This window comes from Nonomuraea sp. NPDC052116, from assembly GCF_040680035.1.
In the GTDB taxonomy this organism is placed as follows: Bacteria; Actinomycetota; Actinomycetes; order Streptosporangiales; family Streptosporangiaceae; genus Nonomuraea; species Nonomuraea angiospora_A.
This window is the reverse complement of the sequence record NZ_JBFAWA010000013.1, coordinates 84,462-106,085: the sequence shown is the minus strand read 5'-3', so window position 1 is coordinate 106,085 and position 21,624 is coordinate 84,462. Positions and strand designations below refer to the sequence as shown.

General features: G+C 72.2%; 21 protein-coding genes. 6 read left to right on the top strand and 15 right to left on the bottom strand.

Translation table 11 applies throughout. The annotated features are described in order from the left end of the window. The 7 genes from AB0L65_RS25450 to AB0L65_RS25420 form a co-directional block, all read right to left on the bottom strand. On the bottom strand, positions 1-759 hold the full coding sequence (locus AB0L65_RS25450; protein WP_364249458.1) for an aminotransferase class IV: 759 nt from the start codon (positions 757-759) through the stop codon (positions 1-3). A gap of 5 nt (positions 760-764) precedes the next feature. Continuing rightward, complete coding sequence (locus tag AB0L65_RS25445; RefSeq protein WP_364249456.1) at positions 765-1,802, bottom strand: hypothetical protein; 1,038 nt, start codon at positions 1,800-1,802, stop codon at positions 765-767. Continuing rightward, a complete protein-coding gene (locus tag AB0L65_RS25440) occupies positions 1,799-2,278 on the bottom strand; it encodes a SigE family RNA polymerase sigma factor (RefSeq protein WP_355195879.1) in 480 nt (159 codons plus the stop codon). Before AB0L65_RS25440 ends, AB0L65_RS25445 begins: the two co-directional genes overlap by 4 nt. A 303-nt stretch (positions 2,279-2,581) precedes the next feature. Continuing rightward, positions 2,582-3,547, bottom strand: a complete 966-nt coding sequence (locus AB0L65_RS25435) for an adenylate/guanylate cyclase domain-containing protein (protein WP_364249454.1) — start codon at positions 3,545-3,547, stop codon at positions 2,582-2,584. A 71-nt stretch (positions 3,548-3,618) separates the two neighbouring features. Then, positions 3,619-5,028 carry a benzoyl-CoA 2,3-epoxidase subunit BoxB gene (gene boxB / locus AB0L65_RS25430; RefSeq protein ID WP_364249452.1) on the bottom strand — a complete coding sequence of 470 codons (1,410 nt, stop codon included), beginning with the start codon at positions 5,026-5,028 and terminating at the stop codon, positions 3,619-3,621. Positions 5,029-5,167: 139 nt separating this feature from the next. Then, on the bottom strand, positions 5,168-5,956 hold the full coding sequence (locus AB0L65_RS25425) for an NUDIX domain-containing protein (protein ID WP_364249450.1): 789 nt from the start codon (positions 5,954-5,956) through the stop codon (positions 5,168-5,170). A 20-nt stretch (positions 5,957-5,976) separates the two neighbouring features. Continuing rightward, positions 5,977-6,930, bottom strand: a complete 954-nt coding sequence (locus tag AB0L65_RS25420; RefSeq protein ID WP_364249815.1) for a LysR substrate-binding domain-containing protein — start codon at positions 6,928-6,930, stop codon at positions 5,977-5,979. A 66-nt stretch (positions 6,931-6,996) separates the two neighbouring features. Between AB0L65_RS25420 and AB0L65_RS25415 the strand changes: the two genes are divergently transcribed. Continuing rightward, positions 6,997-8,190 (top strand): MFS transporter, encoded by a 1,194-nt coding sequence (locus AB0L65_RS25415; protein ID WP_364249448.1) that lies wholly within the window; start codon positions 6,997-6,999, stop codon positions 8,188-8,190. Positions 8,191-8,297: 107 nt separating this feature from the next. Here the strand turns inward: AB0L65_RS25415 and AB0L65_RS25410 are convergent, their stop codons facing one another. After that, complete coding sequence (locus tag AB0L65_RS25410; RefSeq protein WP_364249446.1) at positions 8,298-8,936, bottom strand: helix-turn-helix domain-containing protein; 639 nt, start codon at positions 8,934-8,936, stop codon at positions 8,298-8,300. A 22-nt stretch (positions 8,937-8,958) separates the two neighbouring features. On the opposite strand from AB0L65_RS25410, the gene AB0L65_RS25405 reads away from it, so the two are divergent. From AB0L65_RS25405 to AB0L65_RS25395, 3 genes are all read left to right on the top strand, one after another. Next, a complete protein-coding gene (locus AB0L65_RS25405; RefSeq protein ID WP_364249444.1) occupies positions 8,959-10,281 on the top strand; it encodes an MFS transporter in 1,323 nt (440 codons plus the stop codon). Next, positions 10,278-10,697 carry a hemerythrin domain-containing protein gene (locus AB0L65_RS25400; RefSeq protein ID WP_364249442.1) on the top strand — a complete coding sequence of 140 codons (420 nt, stop codon included), beginning with the start codon at positions 10,278-10,280 and terminating at the stop codon, positions 10,695-10,697. Before AB0L65_RS25405 ends, AB0L65_RS25400 begins: the two co-directional genes overlap by 4 nt. 244 nt (positions 10,698-10,941) lie before the next feature. Then, entirely contained in the window at positions 10,942-11,187 is a 246-nt protein-coding gene (locus AB0L65_RS25395; RefSeq protein ID WP_364249440.1) for an XF1762 family protein, read from the top strand. Here the strand turns inward: AB0L65_RS25395 and AB0L65_RS25390 are convergent. Next, entirely contained in the window at positions 11,093-12,424 is a 1,332-nt protein-coding gene (locus AB0L65_RS25390; RefSeq protein WP_364249438.1) for a hypothetical protein, read from the bottom strand. The two genes, AB0L65_RS25395 and AB0L65_RS25390, sit on opposite strands and share 95 nt — an antisense overlap. A gap of 479 nt (positions 12,425-12,903) precedes the next feature. Between AB0L65_RS25390 and AB0L65_RS25385 the strand changes: the two genes are divergently transcribed. Beyond that, the gene (locus AB0L65_RS25385; RefSeq protein ID WP_364249436.1) at positions 12,904-13,623 is read left to right on the top strand and encodes a sulfotransferase family protein; all 720 of its coding nucleotides are present in this window, start codon (positions 12,904-12,906) and stop codon (positions 13,621-13,623) included. A gap of 22 nt (positions 13,624-13,645) precedes the next feature. Here the strand turns inward: AB0L65_RS25385 and AB0L65_RS25380 are convergent, their stop codons facing one another. The 4 genes from AB0L65_RS25380 to AB0L65_RS25365 form a co-directional block, all read right to left on the bottom strand. Next, complete coding sequence (locus AB0L65_RS25380; RefSeq protein ID WP_364249434.1) at positions 13,646-14,290, bottom strand: response regulator transcription factor; 645 nt, start codon at positions 14,288-14,290, stop codon at positions 13,646-13,648. Next, the gene (locus AB0L65_RS25375; protein WP_364249432.1) at positions 14,281-15,654 is read right to left on the bottom strand and encodes a histidine kinase; all 1,374 of its coding nucleotides are present in this window, start codon (positions 15,652-15,654) and stop codon (positions 14,281-14,283) included. The genes AB0L65_RS25380 and AB0L65_RS25375 overlap by 10 nt, the downstream gene beginning before the upstream one ends. Positions 15,655-15,749: 95 nt before the next feature. Further along, positions 15,750-16,541, bottom strand: coding sequence for an ABC transporter permease (locus AB0L65_RS25370; RefSeq protein WP_364249430.1), 792 nt, complete (start codon positions 16,539-16,541; stop codon positions 15,750-15,752). Then, on the bottom strand, positions 16,538-17,443 hold the full coding sequence (locus AB0L65_RS25365) for an ATP-binding cassette domain-containing protein (protein WP_364249428.1): 906 nt from the start codon (positions 17,441-17,443) through the stop codon (positions 16,538-16,540). Before AB0L65_RS25365 ends, AB0L65_RS25370 begins: the two co-directional genes overlap by 4 nt. 222 nt (positions 17,444-17,665) lie before the next feature. On the opposite strand from AB0L65_RS25365, the gene AB0L65_RS25360 reads away from it, so the two are divergent. After that, positions 17,666-18,208: a hypothetical protein gene (locus AB0L65_RS25360; RefSeq protein WP_364249426.1), complete on the top strand. Its 543-nt coding sequence runs from the start codon at positions 17,666-17,668 to the stop codon at positions 18,206-18,208. A gap of 6 nt (positions 18,209-18,214) precedes the next feature. Here the strand turns inward: AB0L65_RS25360 and AB0L65_RS25355 are convergent, their stop codons facing one another. Further along, the gene (locus AB0L65_RS25355; RefSeq protein ID WP_364249813.1) at positions 18,215-21,256 is read right to left on the bottom strand and encodes a BTAD domain-containing putative transcriptional regulator; all 3,042 of its coding nucleotides are present in this window, start codon (positions 21,254-21,256) and stop codon (positions 18,215-18,217) included. 56 nt (positions 21,257-21,312) lie between these two features. Then, entirely contained in the window at positions 21,313-21,621 is a 309-nt protein-coding gene (locus tag AB0L65_RS25350; protein ID WP_185074069.1) for a YbaB/EbfC family nucleoid-associated protein, read from the bottom strand. Positions 21,622-21,624 lie beyond the last annotated feature (3 nt).

Here is a 21,624-nt window from a genome sequence, read left to right as displayed (position 1 = left end):
TCAGTCCAGTGGATCCCACGCAATACGGTCGTAATGCTCGAGAACGCTCGCCATCAGCGTGTCGTCCTGGGGCAGCGGGATGCCGTCCACCCCGCCGACCGGCCAGACGCCCCAGGAGTTGCAGAGGAAGACCTGGTCGAGGCCCTGCAGGTCGGCGACCTTCAACGGCCGCCGCTCCTGCGGGACGTCCATCCGCTCCAGCAGCTGCATCGTGATCCCGCGCAGCATCGGCGCGTCCGGCCAGACCAGGCGCCCGCCGGCGAAGCCGCCCACGTTGGTGATCGAGCCCTCGCTGATCAGGCCGTCCTCGGCGGTGAGCAGCGCCTCGTCGAAGCCCTCGCGCTCGGCCTGCCGCCCGATGTGGGCCTGCATCATGCCGGACGCCTGCTTGATGTGCGGCAGGTAGCGCTGGCCGACGACCGACTTGACACCCACCGGGCCGGCAGGCGGCTCGTGGGGCGGGGCGGCGACGGCGATGACGCGCGGGCCGTCGGCGAACTCCACCACGGACACGCGTACGCTCGCGTCCCGCACGTCGTCGCCGAGCACGGCCGCGACGGAGCCGAGCACGGCGGCGCGGTCGACCGGGACCCCGAACAGCTCGGCGTTGGCCGCCTCCAGCCGGGCGATGTGCAGGTCGAGCCCCCGCACCCGGCGATCCCTGACCTGCATGGCGGTGAAGTGGCCGTAGCGCGCCTGCCACATGAGGCGCGCGTCGGCGTCCACCAGCCTGCCCTCGAAGGCTGCCCGTTCCGTCACGCGATCTACTTTACGTACACGCCCACCGACCATCGCACCGGGCGGTTGGTGTAATCCCCCCAGAAGCCGATCTTTCCGGTGATCGTCACCCGGCTGCCCTTGGGGACGTCGTACACGTTCACGGCCATGGGGTAGTCACCGCTCTTCCAGACGTTGCAGCCGCCGACCATCGGGGCGTCGGTGCCGTTGACCCGGATCTTGAACCACATCCGCGCGGCCAGATCACCCGTGCAGAGCTGGTCCATGCCGATCCTTCCGCTCGCGCTCTTGACCACGAGGGTGAACGACGAGTCCCGATCCGACACGCCCGTCGCCGAACCGGCCAGCTTCCACCCGTCCACCCGGTCGGGGAAGTCCTTGACCGGCTCGGGCACGACCGGCCGGGCGGGCGGCGTCCACTCATAGACGGCCACGTTCCAGGTGGCCTCCTTCGGCTTGGGAGTCACGCACGGCCCGTCCTTCTTCCGCCGGACACAGCCCCGGGCGACGACGGTCGTGTCGAACGTGACCGTGGCCTCCGTCGCGCCGCGCCGGACCAGGGACAGCGGGCGCAGCTCCATCGCCTTCCCGCACGGCAGGACCTGGGCGCCGGTGTCGGCGTTGCCGTTCACGGAGACGCGGGGCGTGTTGACGGTGTCCTCGCCGTCGCACGTCATGGCCACGTCCAGCGGCTTGCCGGAGACCGGCACCGTGAGCGAGACCTTCTTCGCGCCCTCCTTCTTGATCGTGCCGACGGCCAGGCGGCGGTACGCGGTGCCGTCGCCGGCGGTGAACTCCTCGGGCAGTCCGGCGGGCTTGTCCTGTTCGGTCCTTGCCGTGGCGGTCGTGCCGGGTCCCGGTGCGGTCGCCGTACCGGGAAGCAAGGAGACGCCCACTACGGCACTCGCCGCCACGGCCGCCACCGCCGCCGTGCCCGCCGTCGCCCGCCTGCGCAGGCGGGTCCTGCGGATGCGGGAGCGGACCTGGTCGTGCCGGTTCGGGTTGCCCGGCGAGGGGGCCTCGGCCCGCTCGCGCAGGACGTCACGCAGGTCTTGCACGGTCATCGGTGCAGCTCCTTCACGATCGACTCGTCCACTCGCAGCTTGGCCAGCGCCTTGGCCGTCTGGCTCTTGACCGTGCCCTCCTGGCAGCCCAGGATCGCGGCCACCTCGGCCACCGGCAGGTCCTCGTAGAAGCGCAGCACGATCACCGCGCGCTGCCTGGCGGGCAGCCGTCCGACCGCCTGCCACAGCTCGTCGCCCCGGCCCGCGTCGTCGTACGCGGGAGCCTCCGGCAGGTCCCCGCTGGGCAGCTCCCTGCGCCACCTGCGGCGCCACCAGGACGTGTACGTGGTCACCAGGACCCGGCGCACGTACGCCTCGGGCTCGTCGATGCCCGGCCAGGCGAACCACGCCTTGGCCAGCGCCTCCTGCAGCAGGTCCTCCGCGGTGGCCCAGTCGTGGGTCAGCAGGTACGCCGTGCGTAACAGCCGATCCGACCTCGCCACCACGAAGTCCTGAAATATCGCCCTATCGGCCAACTTGATTCGCCTCTCGTGGGAGCCTGTCGCCGGTAGTGACGCATCGACCGCAACCCCAGGTTGCCCACCCCCGACAATGACCGGGATCACTCACCCGATCCCACCGCCCGGCCTCGGCCACCGTCCGGAACGCCCCAGCGCCTCAGCACTCCGCCACCGGCCCGACCACGCCACCGCCGCCCCCGACGGCCCACCTCGCCACGGTCGGCACGCCGCCGGGACGCCGGTCGGCGGCGCCTGCACCCGTCGCGCCCGTGCCGTGCGCAGCGGTTCAGCGGAGGTGACGGGGTTCGGGGTGGTGGGTCAGGAGCCGGCGCGGGTGACCGTGAACGGGGCCAGTTCGCCGAGCCCGCGGACCGACAGCCGGTTGACCGGCCGCAGCCGGAACGCCCGGTCCCCCTCCAGCTCCTCGGCGAACTGCGGATCCGCCAGGATCGTCCCCGGCAGCGACAGCGCCGTGAGCCGGCTGGCGAGGTTGACCGTGGTGCCGAAGACGTCCCCCATGCGCCAGATCACCGGCCCCGCCGCCAGCCCCACCCGCAGCTCCGGCATGTCCTTGATCTTCGCGTGCGTCTCCACCAGCCGCAGCGCGATCTCGGCCACGATGTGCGACTGGTCGGCCACGAACAGCACCGAGTCACCCAGCGTCTTGACCACCCGCCCGCCGGTGGAGGTCACGATGTCGGCCGAGCGCCCCTCGAACCTGTCGATCAGCCTGGACAGCTCGCTCCCCGTGATCTGCCTGCTCAGCCGGGTGAACGCGACCAGGTCGGCGAAGCCGACGGCCAGGCGTACGGCGCTCATGTCCTGCTCGGCGATGCGCCCCGCGGCGGCGGCGAGCTGGCGCTGCCAGCCGTAGACCAGCAGGCGCGCCAGGTCGGGCACCACCCGCTCGGCCCGCCGGCGCCAGGCCCGCGGGCGTTCGGCCAGCGGCACCCCGGCCTGGTCGAGCGCCTCGACGCCCAGCTCGGCCTGCGACTCCGCCAGCCGGGTCGTCGCGCTGCCGATCGAGCGCGCGACCAGCAGCATGTGCTCCTCGTCGTAGACGCCCGAGCTGACCAGCTCGAGCATCGTCCTGAGCGCCTCCACGTCGGAGTCGGTGAACTCGACCGCGTCGTCGGCCACGTTCGCGAACCCCAGAGCACGCCAGTAACGCCGCGCGCGATAGACCGGCACCCCTGCCATGTAGGCCACCTGGTGGCTGGTATAGCGCCGCGGCTCGCGCAGAAAGGCCTCTGTCAGCCCGTCCTCCCCATCCACGCCCGCCACGCAGGCAAGATAACACCCTGTGGGCCAGGTCACGCCTCCACTCCCCGCAAGATCCGCTCCCGAGGGGCCTGTCACAGGTGGACGTACTCGTAGTCGAACGGACGGCCGTTGATGCCGTTGCGGGGCGGCGCCACCCAGGCCGCGATCTTCCCCGGCTCGTAGACGGGGCGCATCAGCGCCTGGACGCGCGTCTTGTCCTCGGCCGTCGGCAGCCACCGGTCGCGGGACGCCTCCCAGGCCGGCTCATCCAGAAGGCGCCCGTGCGGCGAGATGTGGTGCCCGCCGAACATGCCCACCCGCCGGTTGAACCCCAGGTGCGGTAGGTGGAGAACGGCGTCGAGACCGCGGTCGGTGAGGATCCGGTTCCACCGGTTGACGCCGGTGGCGCAGTCGGCGACGTACTCGCCGCGCAGGTCGGCGTTGAGCGCGGTGAGCGCGGGCAGCTCGACGTCGGCCAGCCGCCCCGCCTCGACCCGCTGCACGACGGCGACCGCCTCGGTGAGCAGGTGGTCGTCCTTGCGCCGCTCCTCCTGCCACCGTCCCTTGAGCCCGGCGGTGAAGTAGTTGGCCACGTTGGTGGAGGTCTCGCCGCCGAAGAGGTCGAGGCTGACGCTGTAGTGGAAGTTGATGTACTTCTGGAGGACGTCGAGCGGGATGCCGCCGTGCTCCCAGACGTCGTCGGTGTCGTGTTCGCGCATCAGCTGCGCCGTACGCTCCACCACCCGGTCCACGCCCGTGGTCCCCACGAACATGTGGTGGGCCTCCTCCTTGAGCATGAACTCGCAGGTACGGCTCAGCGGGTCGAACGCCGACTCCTTCAGGGTGCCGAGCTGGTATTTCCCGTCCCGGTCGGTGAAGTACGTGAACATGTAGAACGACAGCCAGTCCGGCGTCTCCTCGTTGAAGGCGCCCAGGATGCGCGGAGAGTCCTCACTGCCCGAGTTGCGCAGCAGGAGCGCTTCGGCCTCCTCCCGCCCGGACCGGCCGAAGTAGGCGTGCAGCAGGTAGACCATGGCCCACAGGTGCCGCCCCTCCTCCACGTTCACCTGGAAGAGGTTGCGCAGGTCGTAGAGGGAGGGGGCGGTGAGGCCGAGCCGCCGCTGCTGCTCGACGCTGGCCGGCTCGGTGTCGCCCTGGATGACGATGAGCCGCTGCAGGTCCGCCCGGTGCTCGCCGGGCACCTGCTGCCAGACGGGCCGCCCCTTGTTCTGCCCGAACGCGATGCGCCGGTCGGTGTCGCGTTCGGCGAGGAAGATGCCCCAACGGTAGTCCGGCAGCGCCACGTGATCGAAATGCGCCCACCCCTCGCGGCCGACCGCGACGGCCGTGCGGAGGTAGACGTCCTGGGTGGGCAGCGCGGGACCCATCTCCGACCACCACTGCAGGAAGCGCGGCTGCCACGACTCCAGCGCCCGCCGCAGCCGGCGGTCCTCCGCGAGGTGGACGTTGTTGGGTATGCGCTCGGAGTAGTCGATGGACATCCCGGACCTCCCCCTCAACACCTCCGAGTTCAACAGCGGACCTTTGGCTACGTCAAGGCTGTGTAGTGCTTTCTGAGCCACGTCGAAGGATTTGCAGGCCGACTGGGCCAACAATCTGCCACCTGCTACGTACGGCCCATTATCGATGTGTAGACCATTCGTGCAGGGCGTAGGGCACGCTGTTCACGACGTTGGCGATGGCCGCCGCCGGGTAGCCGACCATGTCGCGGGGCAGGCCGTCCAAGGGCCACCAGGCGATCTCAGAGCATTTGTCCGGTTCCGCGTTGTACGGCTCGCCGGTCCACGTGTCGGCGGCGAAGAAGAGGCCGACGCGTTCCGGGGCCCGGTGCATGACGTGGACGAACCTGAGGTCGTCCGGATCGATCGTCACGCCGACCTCCTCGCCCGCCTCCCTGACGGCCGCCTCGGTCGCCGACTCGCCCGCTTCGAGGTGACCTGAGGGCAGATGCCACAGCCCGTCGCCGTACCCGGTGCCGGCCCGCCTGCCGAGCAGCACCGTGGAGTCGCGGAGGAGGAGCACGTGCACGTCGACGATCGCCCGGAAGCGTTCCCTCGGCAGCCCTCGATCGGGAGTGAGGGGTGCGCGGCGGTCGAGGGCCTGGGCCCATTTGACGGCGACGGCGGCCACCTGGACCAGCTCGGCGCGCAACCGCTCCGGGTCCGACTCCGCGAACGCCTCCAGCACCTCCTCCGCCAGGACGTGCCGCCACGTCAGCGTCCCGGCCTCGGCCGCCGCCTCCGTCTCGGACCTGGCCCGGCCGGACTCGGCCGCCGTCCCCTCGTGCCCGGTGCCGTCGGGCAGGAGCTGCATGCCCCACCGCACGTCCTGGGCCACCCGCTCGGCGGTCACGTCCGCGAGCACCCTCGCCAACGAACCCGGCACGCCGGCATCGCCATCATGATTCATGGCCACCAGTCTGACGGGGTTCAGGGGGTGGCGGGGCGGAAGCCCGGGCCCAGGGCGGTGGTGCCGGCGCGGGCATGGTCCCGGAAGGCCCGTACGGCCGGCGGAAGGCGCGCGTCCTGGAGCCAGCTCACCCCGATGGTCCGGTACAGCGGCGGGGACAGCGGGATCTCCACCACGCCGGCCGCGGCCGCGTCCGCCGCGGGGTGGGTGGAGCGGGGCAGGACGGCGACGCCGAGCCCGGCCGCCACCAGCCCGCGTACGGTCTCCGTCTCCTGGCCCTCGAACGCGATCCTCGGCTCGAACCCCGCCGCCGCGCACAGGTCGTCGGTGATCTGGCGCAGGCCGTACCCCGGCTCCAGCGTCACCAGCTCCTCCCCCGCCAGCTCCGCCGCCCGCACCCGCGCCCGCGCCGCGAGCCGGTGGGACGGCGGCACGGACAGCACCAGCTCCTGGTCGGCGAGGCGCGCGCCGGCGAGGTCGGGGGCGTCCACGGGCATCGGGGCGACGAACACCAGGTCGATGCGGCCCTCGCGGAGCTCCTCGATCATGTCGTGGCGCGAGCCCTGCACCAGGCTGAAGCGGATGCCGGGGTGGTGCTCGCGGAAGCCGCCGATGAGGGACGGCACGAGGGTGCGGCCCAGGAGGTGGAGGAAGCCCAGGACGACGCGGCCCGAGGCCGGGTCGATCTCCTCGCGGACCTCGCGGGCGGCGGCGGCCATCGTGGTGAGGGCGCGGGCGGAGGCGCCGGCCAGGGTGCGGCCCGCCCGGGTGAGGCGGATGCCGCGGCCGGAGGGTACGACGAGCGGGGCGCCGACCAGGTCCGCGAGCGCGGCGAGGCGGCGGCTGGCCGTGGGCTGCGGGATGCCGAGCAGCTCGGCGGCGCGCGTCACGTGACCCGTCTCACCCACGGCGGCCAGCAGGGCCAGCGCGGGCGCCAGCCGAGCCGCCAGCCGCTCGTCAGCCGATTCATCCATCACGGTATGAATTATCGCCCATTACTGCATTAGACGTATTTATTAGCCTTGCTTAGCGTTGCAGGCGTGGTGGTTCTCGAGGCTCCTCCGGTTCGTGACACGCGGCGGGTCAGTGCGGCTGTGGCCGCCGCCGGGGTGTCGTCGTTCGCCCTCCTGTACGCGCCGCAGCCCGTGCTGCCGCAGCTCGCCGCCGGGTTCCGGCTGGATCCGGGCAGCGCCTCGCTGACCATCGGCGTGGCCACCGGGGCGCTGGCCGTGGCCGTGCTGCCGGTGGCGTGGCTCGCCGGGCGGGTGGGGCGGCGCAGGGTGATCGTCTGGTCGGTGCTGGCCTCGGTGATCATCGGGCTCCTGCTGCCGTTGGCCCCGTCCTTCCCCGTGCTGCTGGTGATGCGGGCGGTGCAGGGGGTGGCGGTCGCGGGGTTCGCCGGGGTCGCGGCGGCGTACCTGGCCGACGCGGTCGGTACGGCACGGCTGCCCGCCGCGGTGGGGGCGATGATCGCGGGGAACTCGGTCGGCGGGATGCTGGGCCGGCTCGGCGCCGGGTTCGCCGCCGGGCCGATGGGGTGGCACGGCGCGCTGCTGGCCGTGGCGGTGCTGTCCCTGCTGTGCGCGCTGTTCGCGGCCCTCACGCTCCCGCGCGACCACGCCCCGGGGTCCGGATCGCAGACCTCTGGGCGCGGGTCGCCGAGTGCTGGGCCCGTCCGGAGGGCTCGGCTCGGGGCCGGGCTGGTCGGGCCGTTCGCCGTGGGGACGCTGGCCACGGGGGCGTTCGTGGCGCTCTACAACGCCGCCGGGTTCCGCCTGGCCGCCCCTCCCCTGTCGCTCGCCCCCGCCGCCGCCTCCCTCGTCTTCCTCTCCTACGCCATGGGCACCGCCTCCTCGGCCGCCGCCGGACGCCTGGCGGCCCGGCTGGGCTGGACGAAGGCGCTGGCCACGGCCCTGGCCGTGACGGCGGCGGGCTCCGTGCTCACCGCGCACCCGTCGCTGCCGCTCATCGTGACCGGGTTCGCCGTACTGACCGCCGGATTCTTCGCCGCGCACGCCATCGCCAACGCCTGGGTCGCCGCCGAGGCGCCCCCGAGCGCCCGGGGCCGCGCGGCCGGCGTCTACACCCTCTGCTACTACCTGGGCAGCGGCCTCGGCGGCACGGCGGGCGGCGTCGTGTACGGGCACGCGGGCTGGTCCTGGCTGATCGGGCTCACGTCGGCCTGGCTGGCGCTGGCGGTCCTCGCCGTCCTCATGACCCGCCGCTCAAGGTGACCATCACCCCGATCTCCGCGCCGGAGCGCCGCGTGCCAGGCGAGTGACGGCCACGCCGGGCGCTGGAGCGCCGCACCCGCGGCTCGCTGCCCTGGCGGCGACCGCTTCTACGGGAGAAGCCCTTTCACGAGGGCACGCACGCCTTTGGCGTAGGTGTCGCGGGCGGTCAGCTCCTCCCATCGCCCGGCCACCTCGCTCAGCCGGGGGAATTCTTCGGCATCCAGCTCGGCGAACACCCGCTCCCGGTAGGTGCTCCTCTCCTCTTCCCGCCGCCTGCGCGCCACCGCCCGGCCGCCGATCTCGCCCATCGTGTAGTGCCAGATGATCCGGTACACGTCCACGGCCTCCTCCGTGGTCAGCCCTGCGCGTACGGCGGCATCGACGATCCGCTCCGGATACCACAGCGCGCCCACCGACATCAGGTCATCGGCCCTGAGCACGTCCACGACCCATGGGCACCCGGACACCGCCTCGTGCATCGCCATGGCTGCGGCCACCACGCGCTCGCGCGGCTCCTCCGGCAGTTCGGGCCGGGGGATCCCGGCCGCGTAGTCGTCGAGCAGCAGCAGGAGCAGTTCCTCCTTGTCACGCACGTGGTGGTAGATCGCCATCGCCGTGCTGCCGACCTCCCTGGCCAGCCTGCGCATGGTGAGCGCGCCCACCCCGTCTTCCTCGATCACCCGGAGGGCGGCGGCCACGATCTCCGCCCGGGAGATCTTGGGCGGTCTTCCTGTACGCGTCGGCATCCTGCCATGCTACTTTCTATACGTGTATAAAAACTCAGCGGTCGTAGCGGTGCTCGCGTTCGCGGTGGCCGTGGGAACCCTCCAGATGACCGTCCTCGTGCCCCTGCTGCCGGGCCTCGAACGGCAGCTCCACGCCCCGTCCACCACTGTCTCGTGGACGCTCACCGCCGGGCTGCTGTCCGGCGCGGTCTCGATACCGCTGCTGTCGCGGCTCGGCGACATGTACGGTCGGCGCACCCTGTCACTGGTCGCCCTCGGGCTGCTCGTCGCCGGTTCGGCGCTCAGCGCCGTGGCGGGCACGCTGCCGCTGCTCATCGTCGGCCGGGTGCTGCAGGGCACCGCCGCGCCGCTGCTCCCGCTGGCCATGGGCCTGGTCAGGCAGGTGGTGCCCGGCCACCGGCTGCCAAGCGCGATCGGGGTGCTCAGCGCCACCATCGGCGTCGGGAGCGGCGGCGGCATGATCCTCGCCGGACTGCTGGACGGGAACCACCGGACGGTGTTCTGGGCGCTGGCCGGGCTGGCCGCGCTGAGCTTCGTCCTGGTGGCGGCCGTCGTGCGGGAGGCGCCCGCGCGCGGATCCGGACGGCCGGACCTGATCGGGGCGGCGCTGGTCGCGGTGTGGCTCGTCTGCCTGCTGCTGGCCATCAGCAAGGGCGCGGCCTGGGGCTGGACCTCGCCGCCGACGCTGGGCCTGTTCGTCATGGCGGTGGCGGTGGCCGCGGTGTGGGTCGCGACCGCCCGCCGTACCGCGTCGCCGCTGATCGAGATCCCCATGCTGCTGCACCGGGGGACGGTGGGGGCGACCGTGGCGTCGTTCCTGCTGGGGTTCGCCCTGTTCGCCGCCATCACGACGGTGTCGGCAGTGGCCCAGGGCGCACTCGGGGCCTCAGTGCTGCAGACCGGGATCTACCTGCTGCCGACGACGGTGCTGATGCTCGTCGTCTCAGTGCTCGCGGGCCCCTTGATGCGTCGCTTCACCGCAGCCACCCTCGTGGCGGGCGGCTCTGCCCTGGTGATGGCCGCCGCCCTGTGGCTGGCGGTGTCCAGGTCTTCGAGCGCGGACCTGTACGGTGCGGCGACACTGCTGGGATTCGGAATCGGCCTCGGCTACGCGGCGCTCGGAACGATGGCCGTCGAGCACGTGGAGCCCGCCAAGACCGCGGCGGCCGGCGGGGTGAACGCGCTGGTCAGGGTCGTGGGCAGCAGTGTGGCCGGGGCGGTGGGGGCGGCGGTGCTGTCGAGCGGGGGCGCCGGGTGGACCTTCGGCGTCGCGGCCGGAGCGGCCCTGCTGGCGGCACTCTTCGCCGCCGCCTACGGAAATCCCTCGCGGAAGGAACTGGTATGACGGACGAACAGCGCATCGTCGCGTGGGGTGACGAGCTGATCAAACTGCACGACGGCTTCCGCAGGGACCTGGCGAACCTGCGGTCGTCGCGGATGGACGCGGCGGACCTGCGTTCGCACTGCCTGACGTTCTGCGACGCCCTCCACGCCCACCATGAGGGCGAGGACAACACGCTTTTCCCCCATCTGGGGACCGAGCACGTGGAACTGGCCGAGACCCTGACCCGGCTCCAGGCGGAGCACCGGGTGGTGGCCCGGCTCCTGAAGCGGATCAGGCGGCTCCTTGACCACGGCGGCACGGGGATCGGTGAGGAACTCGACCGGCTCGCCACCGAACTGGAGGCCCACCTGGATTACGAGGAGGAGCAGCTGGTTCCGATCCTCAACAGGATGCTCACTCTCCCCGAGGAGGTCTAGGGTCGGCGCAGGACGTCGGTCCACGACGCGGCAGGCGACACCCCGGCGAGCCAAGGTCGCGGTGTTGCGCTGCGTGGCGGCCGACGACGTCGTCAGCGGAGAAAGCGTTCGTTCGACGTTCCGGATGCCGATGACCCAGACCTGGGTCAAGGAAGGGGACCGCCGGCTCTGTCTGGCCGGGCACGCCGGCCCGCGTCTCGAAGGATGATCACGGGTTCTCTCGGCGCCGGCGGCGGGACGGCGCATGGGCGCGGATCGTGCGGTGGCCTGCCTGTTCGACAACGGCCGGACGCTGGAAGTCACCCGGTGCGCGACGGACGGCACCCGCAACACCTCCTCGGTCCCTCACTCGGTGGCCTGGCGGGCCGCACGACCGATGGGCTTCATACGGGTGATCACCTGTACGCGGGCCGACGAGAACGGGACGTCACTGAAGACTCGACGTAGATCGTGGCCACATCTTGCCCATCGCTCATGCAACCTTTGTTGAAAGTCTTGCGCTCAGGTCGCCCGTGCAGGCTCTGGTCGCCCGCAATGCAAAGCTCGGCCCGCAGTGGAGGCGTGCCGTAGTACGGGCCATTGTCGCCGGGGTAGTCGAACGGCGGGGAGGTGCAGGGGGTCCCTGCGGGAGGGTCGTGCCTTTCGGGATGGTCGTAATGCGCCATGTGCATCATCTCGTGAATGATGGTTTGGGCGATCTCCTCGTCTCCCAACGGGAACAGAAGTTGGAAGTTGACGCTCAACTCCCCGCGGTTCCGGTCCGCCCTGCCGAGAGCAGTTTCATCGTCAAGCGTCTTGTGGTGAATCGGGCGATCATAGGCTACGTCGATGAGACGACGCTTCTCCTCGGCCGACAGGCTGTTACATAGCATGACGCGCCGCAGCGCGAACTTGTGCCGCTCGATCAGCCGGTCCCGGCGTGCTGCGGTAATGTCGTTCGCGAAAGTGAAGTGCATGAGGCGGAAGTTCATCGGGAAAGGCGGTCCGATGGTCTTGCCGATGACATTATGGCCCCAGACGTCGCCGTCTCCCCTGATGACGATGAGACGGTTGTCACTGGTGACCACGAATCTGTCCATGGCACCGTGGATCGCGACCTTCGCTCCGTCGAACTTGAAGGCCGGTCCGATGGTGTTGTTGATGACCCCGCCCGGATCGACCTCATGGCCCCAGACATCGCCGTCTTCCCTGATGACGATCATGCGACTGCCCATCGTGACCACGAATCTGTCCATGGCACCGTGGATCGCGACCTTCGCCCCGCCGCACTTGATGCCCGGCCCGATGGAGTTGCTGGTGATCGCATGACTCCAGACGTCGCCGCTTTGCGTGATGACGAACATCCGGTCGTCATTCTTCAGGCCACTGGCGACCACGAACCTGTCGACGGGGCCGTTGATCGCGACCTTCGCTCCACCGTACTTGAAGCTCGGGTCGATTTTTCTGCCGTTGAACTTGTGGCCCCAGACATCGCCGCTTTGCGTAATGACGAAGATACGGTCGTCCTTCGTGACCACGAACCTGTCCACGGGACCGTTGAACGCGACCCGCGCACCTTCGAACTTGAAGCCCTGCCCGACGGCGTTGGCGTTGCCTGCGAGATTATGCCCCCAGACGTCGCCGCTTTGCGTGATAACGATAATCTGGCCGCTTCCCAGGTTGCTCGTGACCACGAACCTGTCCACAGGGCCGTTGAACGCGACGGAGAAGGGTGCAGTTCTAGACATGATCGATGACTCCCTGTACGGCAACCAAAGGGCAGCGCCACCCAGGCGAAAACGTCACGTACTGATCATATGCATGAGGACCCGGCAGAAAACAAGAAAGACAACTCCTCAATTTCCGAAAAACGACGAGATTGATAGCTGGACAAATGATGGCTAAACCTCGATCCATCAAGATCTTCCTGTGGTCTGCCGAGTGATTCGACTGCGGTTCGCCTGCATGACCGGCCGGTCGAACTGCTCGGGTGCATCGGCTATGACCGCCGAGCGCGGCCGACCGTCCAACGATCGCCAGGGCTCAGACCTGGCCCACCAGCCCGAGACGTCTCCACCGCAACCCCCGTGGAGACCCTCGGCCGGCACCGCTCCGCACCGATGTCGATACGGTCCACTACCGCTCACCCATGGCCGCTGGGTTGGCCTTGGATGATTGCCCGTCCCATGACCACGGGTCAACATCGGGAGTAGTCGACCAACACCCCATGGAGGCAAATGTGCTCACGGTGATCGGCGCGGGATTCCCGCGTACAGGAACCAGCTCGATGAAGGCGGCACTCGAACGGCTCGGTTTTGGACCGTGCCACCACATGTTCACGATCATCAGCGACCCGTCCCGCGTCGATAGGTGGCTGCCCCTGGCCGACGGCGGGCAGGTGGATTGGGAGCACGTCTTCGACGGCTTCCGCTCCACGCAGGACTGGCCGGCGTCCTTCTTCTGGAAGGAGCAGGCGGAGGCGTACCCGGACGCGAAGGTCGTCCTGACCGTACGCGACCCGCACGCCTGGTACCGCAGCATGCAGACGCTCGTCTCCATCGGCCCGGGGCGGGAGCTCCCGGAGGACCTGCCCGAGACGGCGGCGGCCGTGTTCGGCGGGATGATGCGGCTCAGCCCGGTGATGGACCTGATCACCTCGTCCGTGTTCGAGGGCAGGAGAAGCCTCAGGGAGGGGCTGCCGGACGAGGACGAGGCGGTGGCGGTGTTCGAGCGTCACCTGGCCACGGTCAAGGAGAGCCTGCCCGCCGAACGGCTGCTGGTGTTCGACGTGCGCGAAGGGTGGGAGCCGCTCTGCCGGTTCCTGGGCGTGGACGCCCCGGCCGGGGAGCCGTTCCCGCACCTGAACGACGCGAAGACCATGCGTGAGACCCTGGACCGGCTGATCACCGAGGGCAGGCTGGGCTCGCCGTTCACCCGGCAGGAATGAGGTTGCCTTCGCCGCCCGGGTCTCACGTGTCCAGGTAGCGGAGGATGGCCAGGACGCGGCGGCTGTAGTCGGGGTCGCGGGGCAGGTCGAGCTTCTCCACGATGGCGTTGACGTGCTTCTCGACCGTGCTGAGCGAGACGTGCAGGCGCTCGGCGATGGCCGCGTTCACGAAGCCCTGGGCGAGGTGCCGCAGCACCTCGCCCTCGCGCGGGCTCAGGCCGCTCAGCGGGTCGGCGTGGGTGGTGCGGGCCAGGAGTTGCCGCACCACCTCGGGGTCGAACGCGGTTCCGCCCGCTCGTACGCGTTCGAGCGAGTCGAGGAAGTCGGCCACCTCCGAGACCCGGTCCTTGAGGAGGTAGCCGAGGCCTCGCGTGGAGCCGGCCATGAGCCTGGCGGCGTAGTGCTGCTCGACGTACTGCGACAGGACCAGCACGCCGACGCCGGGGTGGCGGTCGCGGATCTCCAGGGCCGCCCGGAGGCCGTCGTCCTTGTGGCCGGGCGGCATGCGGACGTCGATCACGGCCACGTCGGGGCGGTGGTGCTCGACGGCGGCGAGCAGGGCGGGGGCGTCGCCGACGGCGGCGACCACCTCGTGACCGGCGTCGTCGAGCAGCCGGGTGAGCCCCTCACGCAGCAGCACGGAGTCATCGGCCAGGATCACCCGCACGACGCCCCCGCCCCGGACCCGGACCCGCTGGACGACGCCATCCCAGGCCCGCTCGACCCCGCCCCGGACCTCCTTGACCCCGCCCCGGACCCGCTCGACTCCGCTCGGGGCCTGCTCGACCCCGTCCCGGACCCGCTCGACCCCGTCCGGGGCCCGCTGGGCGCCGCTCCGGAAACGCCGCCGGATGGCCCGGGGACGGTCTCCGGCGCTTCGGGGGAACCACCGGGCGGTGTCTTCGGGAGGGTGGCGGCGATCTTGGTGGGCCCGCCCGGCGGGCTCTCGACCGTGAAGTCCCCGTCCATCGCCAGCACCCGCCGGGCCAGCCCCGACAGCCCGCCGCCCGCCGGATCGGCCCCGCCCGAGCCGTCGTCCGAGATCACCACGCTCACCGCCCGCTCGTCCTCCGTCAGCACGACCAGGATGTCACGCGCCCCGGCGTGCTTGATCGCGTTGGTGATCGCCTCGCGGGCCACGAAGTAGAGCGCGGTCTCCACCTCCGACACGGGCCGTCCGGCCAGCCCGTCGTGCACGGTCACCGGCACGCTCGACCGGTCGGCGACGCCCGCCAGCGCGGCGCGCAGCCCCAGCTCGTCGAGCGCGGTCGGGTAGATGCGCCAGGCCACGCTGCGCAGCTCGTCCAGGAGTTGGCGCGACTCGGTGTACGCCTGGGCGACCAGCTCGGTGGTCGCCCCGGGGTCGGCGCTGTGCCGGGCCCGGCCCAGCAGCATGGCGAGCGCGACGCCGCGCTGCTGGACGCCGTCGTGGAGGTCGCGTTCGATCCTGCGCCGCTCGTCGTCCACGGCCCGGACGATGCCGGAGCGGGTGGCGGTCAGCTCGGCGATCCGCCGGCGCATCAGCTCGTGGCTGCCGGGGCCGAGGAAGTGGTCGGCCAGCCGCCGTTCGAGCGATCCGACGGCCAGGGTCATGAGGGCGACCAGGGCGAGCAGCACGGCGCCGCCGGTCAGGCCGAGCAGGCCGCTGCTGGTGACGATCCTGACGCCGGGCAGGTTCACCGGCACCGGCTCGGCCCGCCCCCATGCGAGGTCCCACAGGCCGCCGACCAGCAGGAGCCCGCCGAGGAAGAGGCCCGCCGCGCACAGGTACCCGCCCAGGACCCCCAGGGCGGCGCGCGCGGCGAGGAAGCCGTAACCGCCGTCCCGCCTTGCCACCTCGTGCCCGAGCCAGCCGGACAGCCTGGCCCGTTCCAGCGCCATCAGCCTGTCCAGCCCTCGGACGACGGCGGGCCGGGCGGCGGGGACCAGGCACGCGGGCCACGCCACGCAGAGGAAAACCAGCTCGACGAGGCCGAGGGCCATCCCGAGGACGACCCCGGCCAGCACCCGGGCTGCCCTGCTGCCTGACACGGGCGTGAATTCTAGGCGCAACCCCCTGATGCCGCGCACCGCCCGCGCCGCTCCACGCATCCTCCGCGCCGCTCCACGCATCGCGGGCCGCCGCGCTACGCGTCGCGGCGGCGCAGCACCGCGTGGCCCGCCGCCAGGGCCGCCGCCGTCCAGGCGAGGAGCCAGGCCAGCCCCTCCCCCGCCGAGTACGGCATCGGCCCGCCGGCCAGGTTGTTCGCACTCCCCATGAACGCCAGCCCCGCGAACGTCGGCATCCGCAAAGAGGCGTCCAGCGCCGCCTGGCTCCCCGTCGTCAGCAACATCAGCGGCAACCCCATGAGCAGCATGAACACCACGGTCAGCGTGCCGGCCGCGCTACGCATCGCGGCGCCGACGCCGAGCGTCATCACCGACACCAGCGCGAAGAACACCCCGACCCCGAGCAGGTCCGGCACGACCTCGCCGATCGGCGACACGACGAGCCCGCCGAACAGAGCGCCGGACAGCACGACCTGGACGACCACCGTCGCGACGGCCCCCGACAGCACACCCGCCACGGCCATCACCGGCGCCACCACCAGCGCCTTGGCGGCCAGCACCACCCCGCGGACGGGAGTGGCCTGCAACGTGGCCCGGATGCTCCCCGACGAGTACTCCGAGGTGATCGCCAGCATCGCCAGCGCCACCAGCGCGAACTGGACGAACGACGTCGCCGACACCACCGGCTCGCTGGCCGTCACCCGCGCGCCGGTCCGGCCCTCGCGCAGGGCGTCGGTGGCGCTCGCGCCGCCCAGCGTGAGCGCGGTCACCACCATGAGCGCCGCCGCGCAGGCCAGGCACCACCACGTGGACCTGACCGACCACAGCTTCGCCCACTCGGACCCGATCGCCTGCCACAACGTCCTCATGATCCCGCCCCGTACTCGACGCTTCCCGCGGTCAGCTCCTGGTAGGCCTGTTCGAGCGAGGCCTCCCGGGTGCGCAGCTCGTGCAGCCGGATCCCGGCCTCGTGGGCCAGGTCGCCGACCGTTTCGAGGGTGGCGCCGGTGGCCTCCAGCTCGTTCTCGCCGTACCGGTCCACCGCGATCCCGGCGGCGCGCAGCCGTACCGCGAGATCGCCGGCGTGCGGGGTGCGGACGAGCACGGCCGTCAGGGAGCTGCCCGCGATGACGTCGGACAGCGGCGCGTCCGCGATGAGCCGGCCCTTGCCGATCACGACGAGGTGGTCGGCGGTGAGCTGCATCTCGGTCATGAGGTGGCTGGAGACGAACACCGTCCGCCCCTCGGCGGCCAGCGACCGCATGAGCCCGCGCACCCAGCGCACCCCGTCCGGGTCGAGCCCGTTGACGGGTTCGTCGAACATCAGCACCTCCGGATCCCCCAGCAGCGCCGCCGCGATGCCGAGCCGCTGGCTCATGCCCAGCGACAGCGCCCCGGCCCGCTTGCGCGCCGCCACGGCCATGCCGACCGTCTCCAGCACCTCGCCCACGCGCCGCCGGGGGATGCCGTTGGCGCGGGCCAGCGCCACCAGGTGCGCGTGGCCGCTGCGGCCCGGGTGCAGCGCGCGGGCGTCGAGGAGCGCGCCGACCGTGCGCATCGGGTTGCCGATCCGGTGGTACGGCACGCCGCCGATCAGCGCGGTGCCGGAGGTGGGGCGGTCGAGGCCGAGGATCAGGCGCATCGTGGTCGATTTCCCGGCCCCGTTCGGGCCGAGGAACCCGGTCACCGTGCCCGGTCTCAGCTCCAGTGTCAGGTCGTCGACCGCCGGGCGATCGCCGTACCTCTTGCTCAAACCCTTCAGACTGATCACGCCGCCTCACGCTAGGCGGCCCCGGGTCCGGCGGGTATGGGGGCGACCCGCCGACTTCGATGGCGGAAAGCCGTAAAAGACCAGGCCGGCGGCGAACGGGGACGCCTCCGGCCCGGTCCGCACAATGTACTGCCTCGCCTCGAGTGCGGACCACGGGGAAATACCGGGTTCGGCTGTGCCTCCGGGCATCGCGCCTCCAGAATCCGAATCCTGCGAGGTCGTATGTTCGGCATCATCCGTCCCTGCGGCGCACACGGGTGCCCGTCGCTGCGTGCGGCCTGGCGGGCGCACCTGTGCGGGCTGTGCCTGACGTTGCGGGACGGGCAGGGCCAGGCGGCGCGGCCGGCCACCAACTACGACACGCTGATCATCTCGGTGCTGACCGAGGCCCAGCTCGGGTCGGCCGCGCCCCGCCGGGCGGCCGGGCCGTGCGCGTTACGCGGGTTCCGCGCCGACGGAGGAGGCGGCGGCGTTCGCGCACACGGCGGTGCTCGCCGGGCGGCCGACGACGCCGCCCGCGGCCTCACCCTGGCCCTGCGGGAGGTGGGGTTCGAGGAGCGCCACCTGGTGGACACGCTGCTCGGCACCGAGGTGCATCGGGCGGTGGAGCGGGCGTTCCGGGCGTCCTACGAGCGGCCCGGCTGGATCCGCAAGACGGGGGCCGGGATCCTGACGATCCTGACCTGCGGCCGGGGCGGGTGCGACCTGAGCGGCCTGGACTGTTCCTGTTGCGACTGCTGCAACTGCTGTGACTGCTCCACCTGAAGCCGCTCACGCCGGGCGGACGGCACTGATCGCGGCGTCGCGGGTGAGCGCGGCCCCGCTCCCGTACGCCGCGGCGAACGCCTCGTCCCCCAGCGCCGCCCGCGCCCGCTCCGCGGGCCGCAGCAGGTCGCCGAACCCGCTGCGGTCCTCCGTCCCGAGCAGCGCGGTCGCGGCCCCCAGCAGGTACGCCGCCCGCGCCGGCTCGTCGTCGGCCAGCGCGGCCGCCCGCACGTGCGCCGCGGCGGCCAGGGTCGGCAGGTCCCCCAGCTCCATCGCGGTGTCGAGCGACGGCCCGGCACCCGGCCGGTCGCCGTCCAGCAGCGCGGCCATCGCGCGATAGCAGGCGGCCCAGGCCCGCACCTCGGGAGGGCAGGACGGATCCTCGACCGCCGTCAGCTCCCGCCGCGCCTCCTCCAGGTCACCGCTCCGGAGCAGCACCTCGACCTGCGACAGCCGGACGTACTCGACGCCCTCCCTCCGTCGCAACCGCTCCACGCAGTCCCAGCACGCGTCCATGTACGACCGGGCGCGGTCATGCTCGCCCGACCGCGCGTACGAGAGCGCGATCTTGGCCAGGATGGCCGCCTGGTCCTCCATGACACCCAGCTCACCGGCCAGGCGCAGCGCCCGCGACCTGGCCTCGATCCCGGCAGCGAGATCGCCCGCGCGGTCGTGGTGCTCGGCCAGCACGCGCAGCGCGGAGGACAGCCCCCACCGCTCGCCGAGGGCCTCCATCTCCCGCCGCGTCTCGTCCACGAGGGTGAACGCCCCACCGACGTCCCCCTTGCTCTCGGCCGCCATGGACAGCGTCATCCGCGCGAACGCCCGTTCCCATCCCGTCAGGCCCGGCATCGACCGTTCGGCGGCCCGGGCGGCCGCCACCAGGTCTCCCAGCACCATCGGCGCGCAGAGCAGCAGCACTCCGACGGGCCCGCCCAGCCGGTCGCCGAGGTCCAGCGCCTCCTGAACCGTCTCCTGTGCCGCCGCCGGGTCGCCGAGCTGCTGGTGGACGAGCCCCTGGAGCGCCAGCCGTACGGGCCGCAGCTCCTCCGGCACCTCGCCCGGCAGGTCGAGCACGCCACGCATCCAGTGCACGCTCTCGATGCGCATGCCCTGCAGGAACCAGAACCACCAGACGGCCCCCACCAGCCGCACGCCCAGCTCGGCGTCCCCCGCGTCGGCCGCGAACCGCAGCGCGGCCACGACGTTGTCGTGCTCGGCCCGCAGCCTGTCCAGCCACTGGAGCTGGCCGGCGCCGCGTAGCCCGGGGTCGGCCGCCTCGGCGAGCCGCAGGAAGTGGCGCGCGTGCCCGTCCCGCACGGCCCGGTCCTGCCCGGACTCCGCCAGCCGGGCCATCCCGTACGACCTGACCGTCTCCTGCATGCGGTAGCGCTCGCCGGACAGCTCGACCAGCGACTTGTCCACCAGCGCCGTGAGCGCGTCGAGCGGGTCGAGCCCGCTGACTGCCTCCAGCCCCTCCAGCGTGGCCCCGCCGGGGAAGACCGCCAGCACCATGGCCAGCTCCCGCTCCTCACCGGACAGCGGGTCCCAGCTCCAGTCGACCACCGCCTGCAAGGTGCGGTGCCGGGGCAGGGCCGTCCGGCTGCCGCTGCTGAGCAGGCGGAAGCGGTCGTCGAGCTTGGCCGCGATCTGCTCCACGCTCAGCGCGCGCGTCCTGGCGGCGGCCAGTTCAATGGCCAGCGGCATGCCGTCGAGCCGCCGGCAGATCTCGACCACCGCCCGGGTGGTGGTCTCGTCGAGGGTGAAGCCGGGGCGGACCGCCACGGCCCGTTCGGCGAAGAGGCGGACCGCGGAGTAGCCGCGGGCGTCCTCGGTCGAGCCGGCGGGCCACTCCAGGGGCGGGATGGGGTGGAGGCTCTCGCCCGCGACGGCCAGCGGCTCCCGGCTGGTGGCCAGGACGCGCAGGTCGGGGCAGGCGCCCAGCAGCCGGTCCACCAGCTCGGCGACGGCCGACACGACATGCTCGCAGTTGTCGAGCACGAGCAGCGCCCCCTGCTGGGCGAAGACCTCCTCCAGCCGCTCGGCGGCGCCGCCCTCCCCGGCCTCGAACCGGGCTCCGTCCCGGCCGCCGATCGCCGTGAGCACCGCGTTGGCGACGTCGTGGGGGTCGGTGACGGGCGCCAGCTCGGCCAGCCAGACGCCGTCCGGCGCCAGGTCGGCCGAGCGCTCGGCGACCTCGGCGGCGAGCCTGGTCTTGCCCGCGCCCCCGGGGCCGACGACGGTGACGAGCCGGCCGGTCTCCAGCGCCTTGGCGAGCTGGGCCAGCTCCTGCTCGCGGCCGACGAAGCTGGTCACCTGGGCGCGCAGGTTCGTCCGGCGGGTGCGGCGGCGGTCCTGGCGCTGCGGGTCGTGCCGGAGGATCGACAGGTGCAGCTCGGCCAGCTCGGCGGACGGGTCGACGCCCAGCTCCTCCGACAGCGTCCCCCGGGTCCGCTCGTAGGCGTCGAGCGCGTCGGCCTGCCGGCCGGCCGCGTACAGGGCCCGCATGAGCAGGCCCTGCAGGCGCTCGCGCAGCGGGTGCGCGGCCGCCAGCGGGCCCAGCTCCGCCAGCACGTCGTTGCCCGCGCCCAGCTCCAGCTCTAGCCGGTCCTCGGCGGCGGACAGGCGCAGCTCGTCCAGCCGTACGGCGGCGTTGTCCGCGAACGGCAGCCCGGCCAGGTCCGCCAGCGCCGGCCCCCGCCACAGCCCCTCGGCCTGGCGCAGCGCGGCGAGGCCCCCCGTGCCGGCCAGCCGCTCGAACCGGGAGACGTCCACGTCGTCGGCCTCGACGGCGAGCCGGTAGCCGGCCGGGTGCGACTCGATCGCGGCGTGGCCGACCAGCCGACGGGTGCGGGAGACCAGCGACTGCAGGGCGTTGGCGCTGCCGGCCGGCGGACGCTCGCCCCAGATGGCGGCGGTGAGCACGTCGAACGGCACGACCCGGCCCGGCTCCAGCGCGAGCCTGGCCACCAGCGCACACAACCTGGCACCGGAGATCTCGACCCGGCGCCCCTCCCCGTCACGCACCTCGAACGGGCCGAGCAACATCACACGCACGGCACCAAGCTTGCCATTCACCCCATAGTGCGCCAACCGCGCGGTGGTCAGGTGCCGAAGACCGTCTTCGCCAGGTCGTACGACTGGCCGGCCACGTCGTCTTCGGCCCGCCGGAACGCCTCCACGATGGCGTCCGCCAGCGCCTGCGAGCCCAGCCGCATCGCCCGCGGGTCGATGCGCAGCCCGGCCAGCGAGCCGGTGGGCTTGAGCTCCACGACGACCTGCCCGCCGGCGCTCTCGCCGCGCCCCCGGGTCTCCTCCAGCAGGCGGCTCACCTCTTCGAGCTCGGCCGTCCGCGCCGCCATCTCGGCCAGCGCGCGGTCAAGCTCAGGGTCTCCGGTACGGGGTGTCGTCATCGG

Excerpts from the sequence above, each read along its gene's own strand:
- AB0L65_RS25385 (WP_364249436.1), top strand. The coding sequence starts at position 12,904 with ATGGAGGCAAATGTGCTCACGGTGATCGGCGCGGGATTCCCGCGTACA.
- AB0L65_RS25350 (WP_185074069.1), bottom strand. The coding sequence starts at position 21,621 with ATGACGACACCCCGTACCGGAGACCCTGAGCTTGACCGCGCGCTGGCC.
- AB0L65_RS25410 (WP_364249446.1), bottom strand. The coding sequence starts at position 8,936 with ATGCCGACGCGTACAGGAAGACCGCCCAAGATCTCCCGGGCGGAGATC.
- AB0L65_RS25425 (WP_364249450.1), bottom strand. The coding sequence starts at position 5,956 with ATGAATCATGATGGCGATGCCGGCGTGCCGGGTTCGTTGGCGAGGGTG.
- AB0L65_RS25355 (WP_364249813.1), bottom strand. The coding sequence starts at position 21,256 with ATGTTGCTCGGCCCGTTCGAGGTGCGTGACGGGGAGGGGCGCCGGGTC.
- AB0L65_RS25400 (WP_364249442.1), top strand. The coding sequence starts at position 10,278 with ATGACGGACGAACAGCGCATCGTCGCGTGGGGTGACGAGCTGATCAAA.
- boxB (WP_364249452.1), bottom strand. The coding sequence starts at position 5,028 with ATGTCCATCGACTACTCCGAGCGCATACCCAACAACGTCCACCTCGCG.
- AB0L65_RS25370 (WP_364249430.1), bottom strand. The coding sequence starts at position 16,541 with ATGAGGACGTTGTGGCAGGCGATCGGGTCCGAGTGGGCGAAGCTGTGG.
- AB0L65_RS25420 (WP_364249815.1), bottom strand. The coding sequence starts at position 6,930 with ATGGATGAATCGGCTGACGAGCGGCTGGCGGCTCGGCTGGCGCCCGCG.
- AB0L65_RS25390 (WP_364249438.1), bottom strand. The coding sequence starts at position 12,424 with ATGTCTAGAACTGCACCCTTCTCCGTCGCGTTCAACGGCCCTGTGGAC.
- AB0L65_RS25445 (WP_364249456.1), bottom strand. The coding sequence starts at position 1,802 with ATGACCGTGCAAGACCTGCGTGACGTCCTGCGCGAGCGGGCCGAGGCC.
- AB0L65_RS25395 (WP_364249440.1), top strand. The coding sequence starts at position 10,942 with ATGGGCGCGGATCGTGCGGTGGCCTGCCTGTTCGACAACGGCCGGACG.
- AB0L65_RS25360 (WP_364249426.1), top strand. The coding sequence starts at position 17,666 with ATGTTCGGCATCATCCGTCCCTGCGGCGCACACGGGTGCCCGTCGCTG.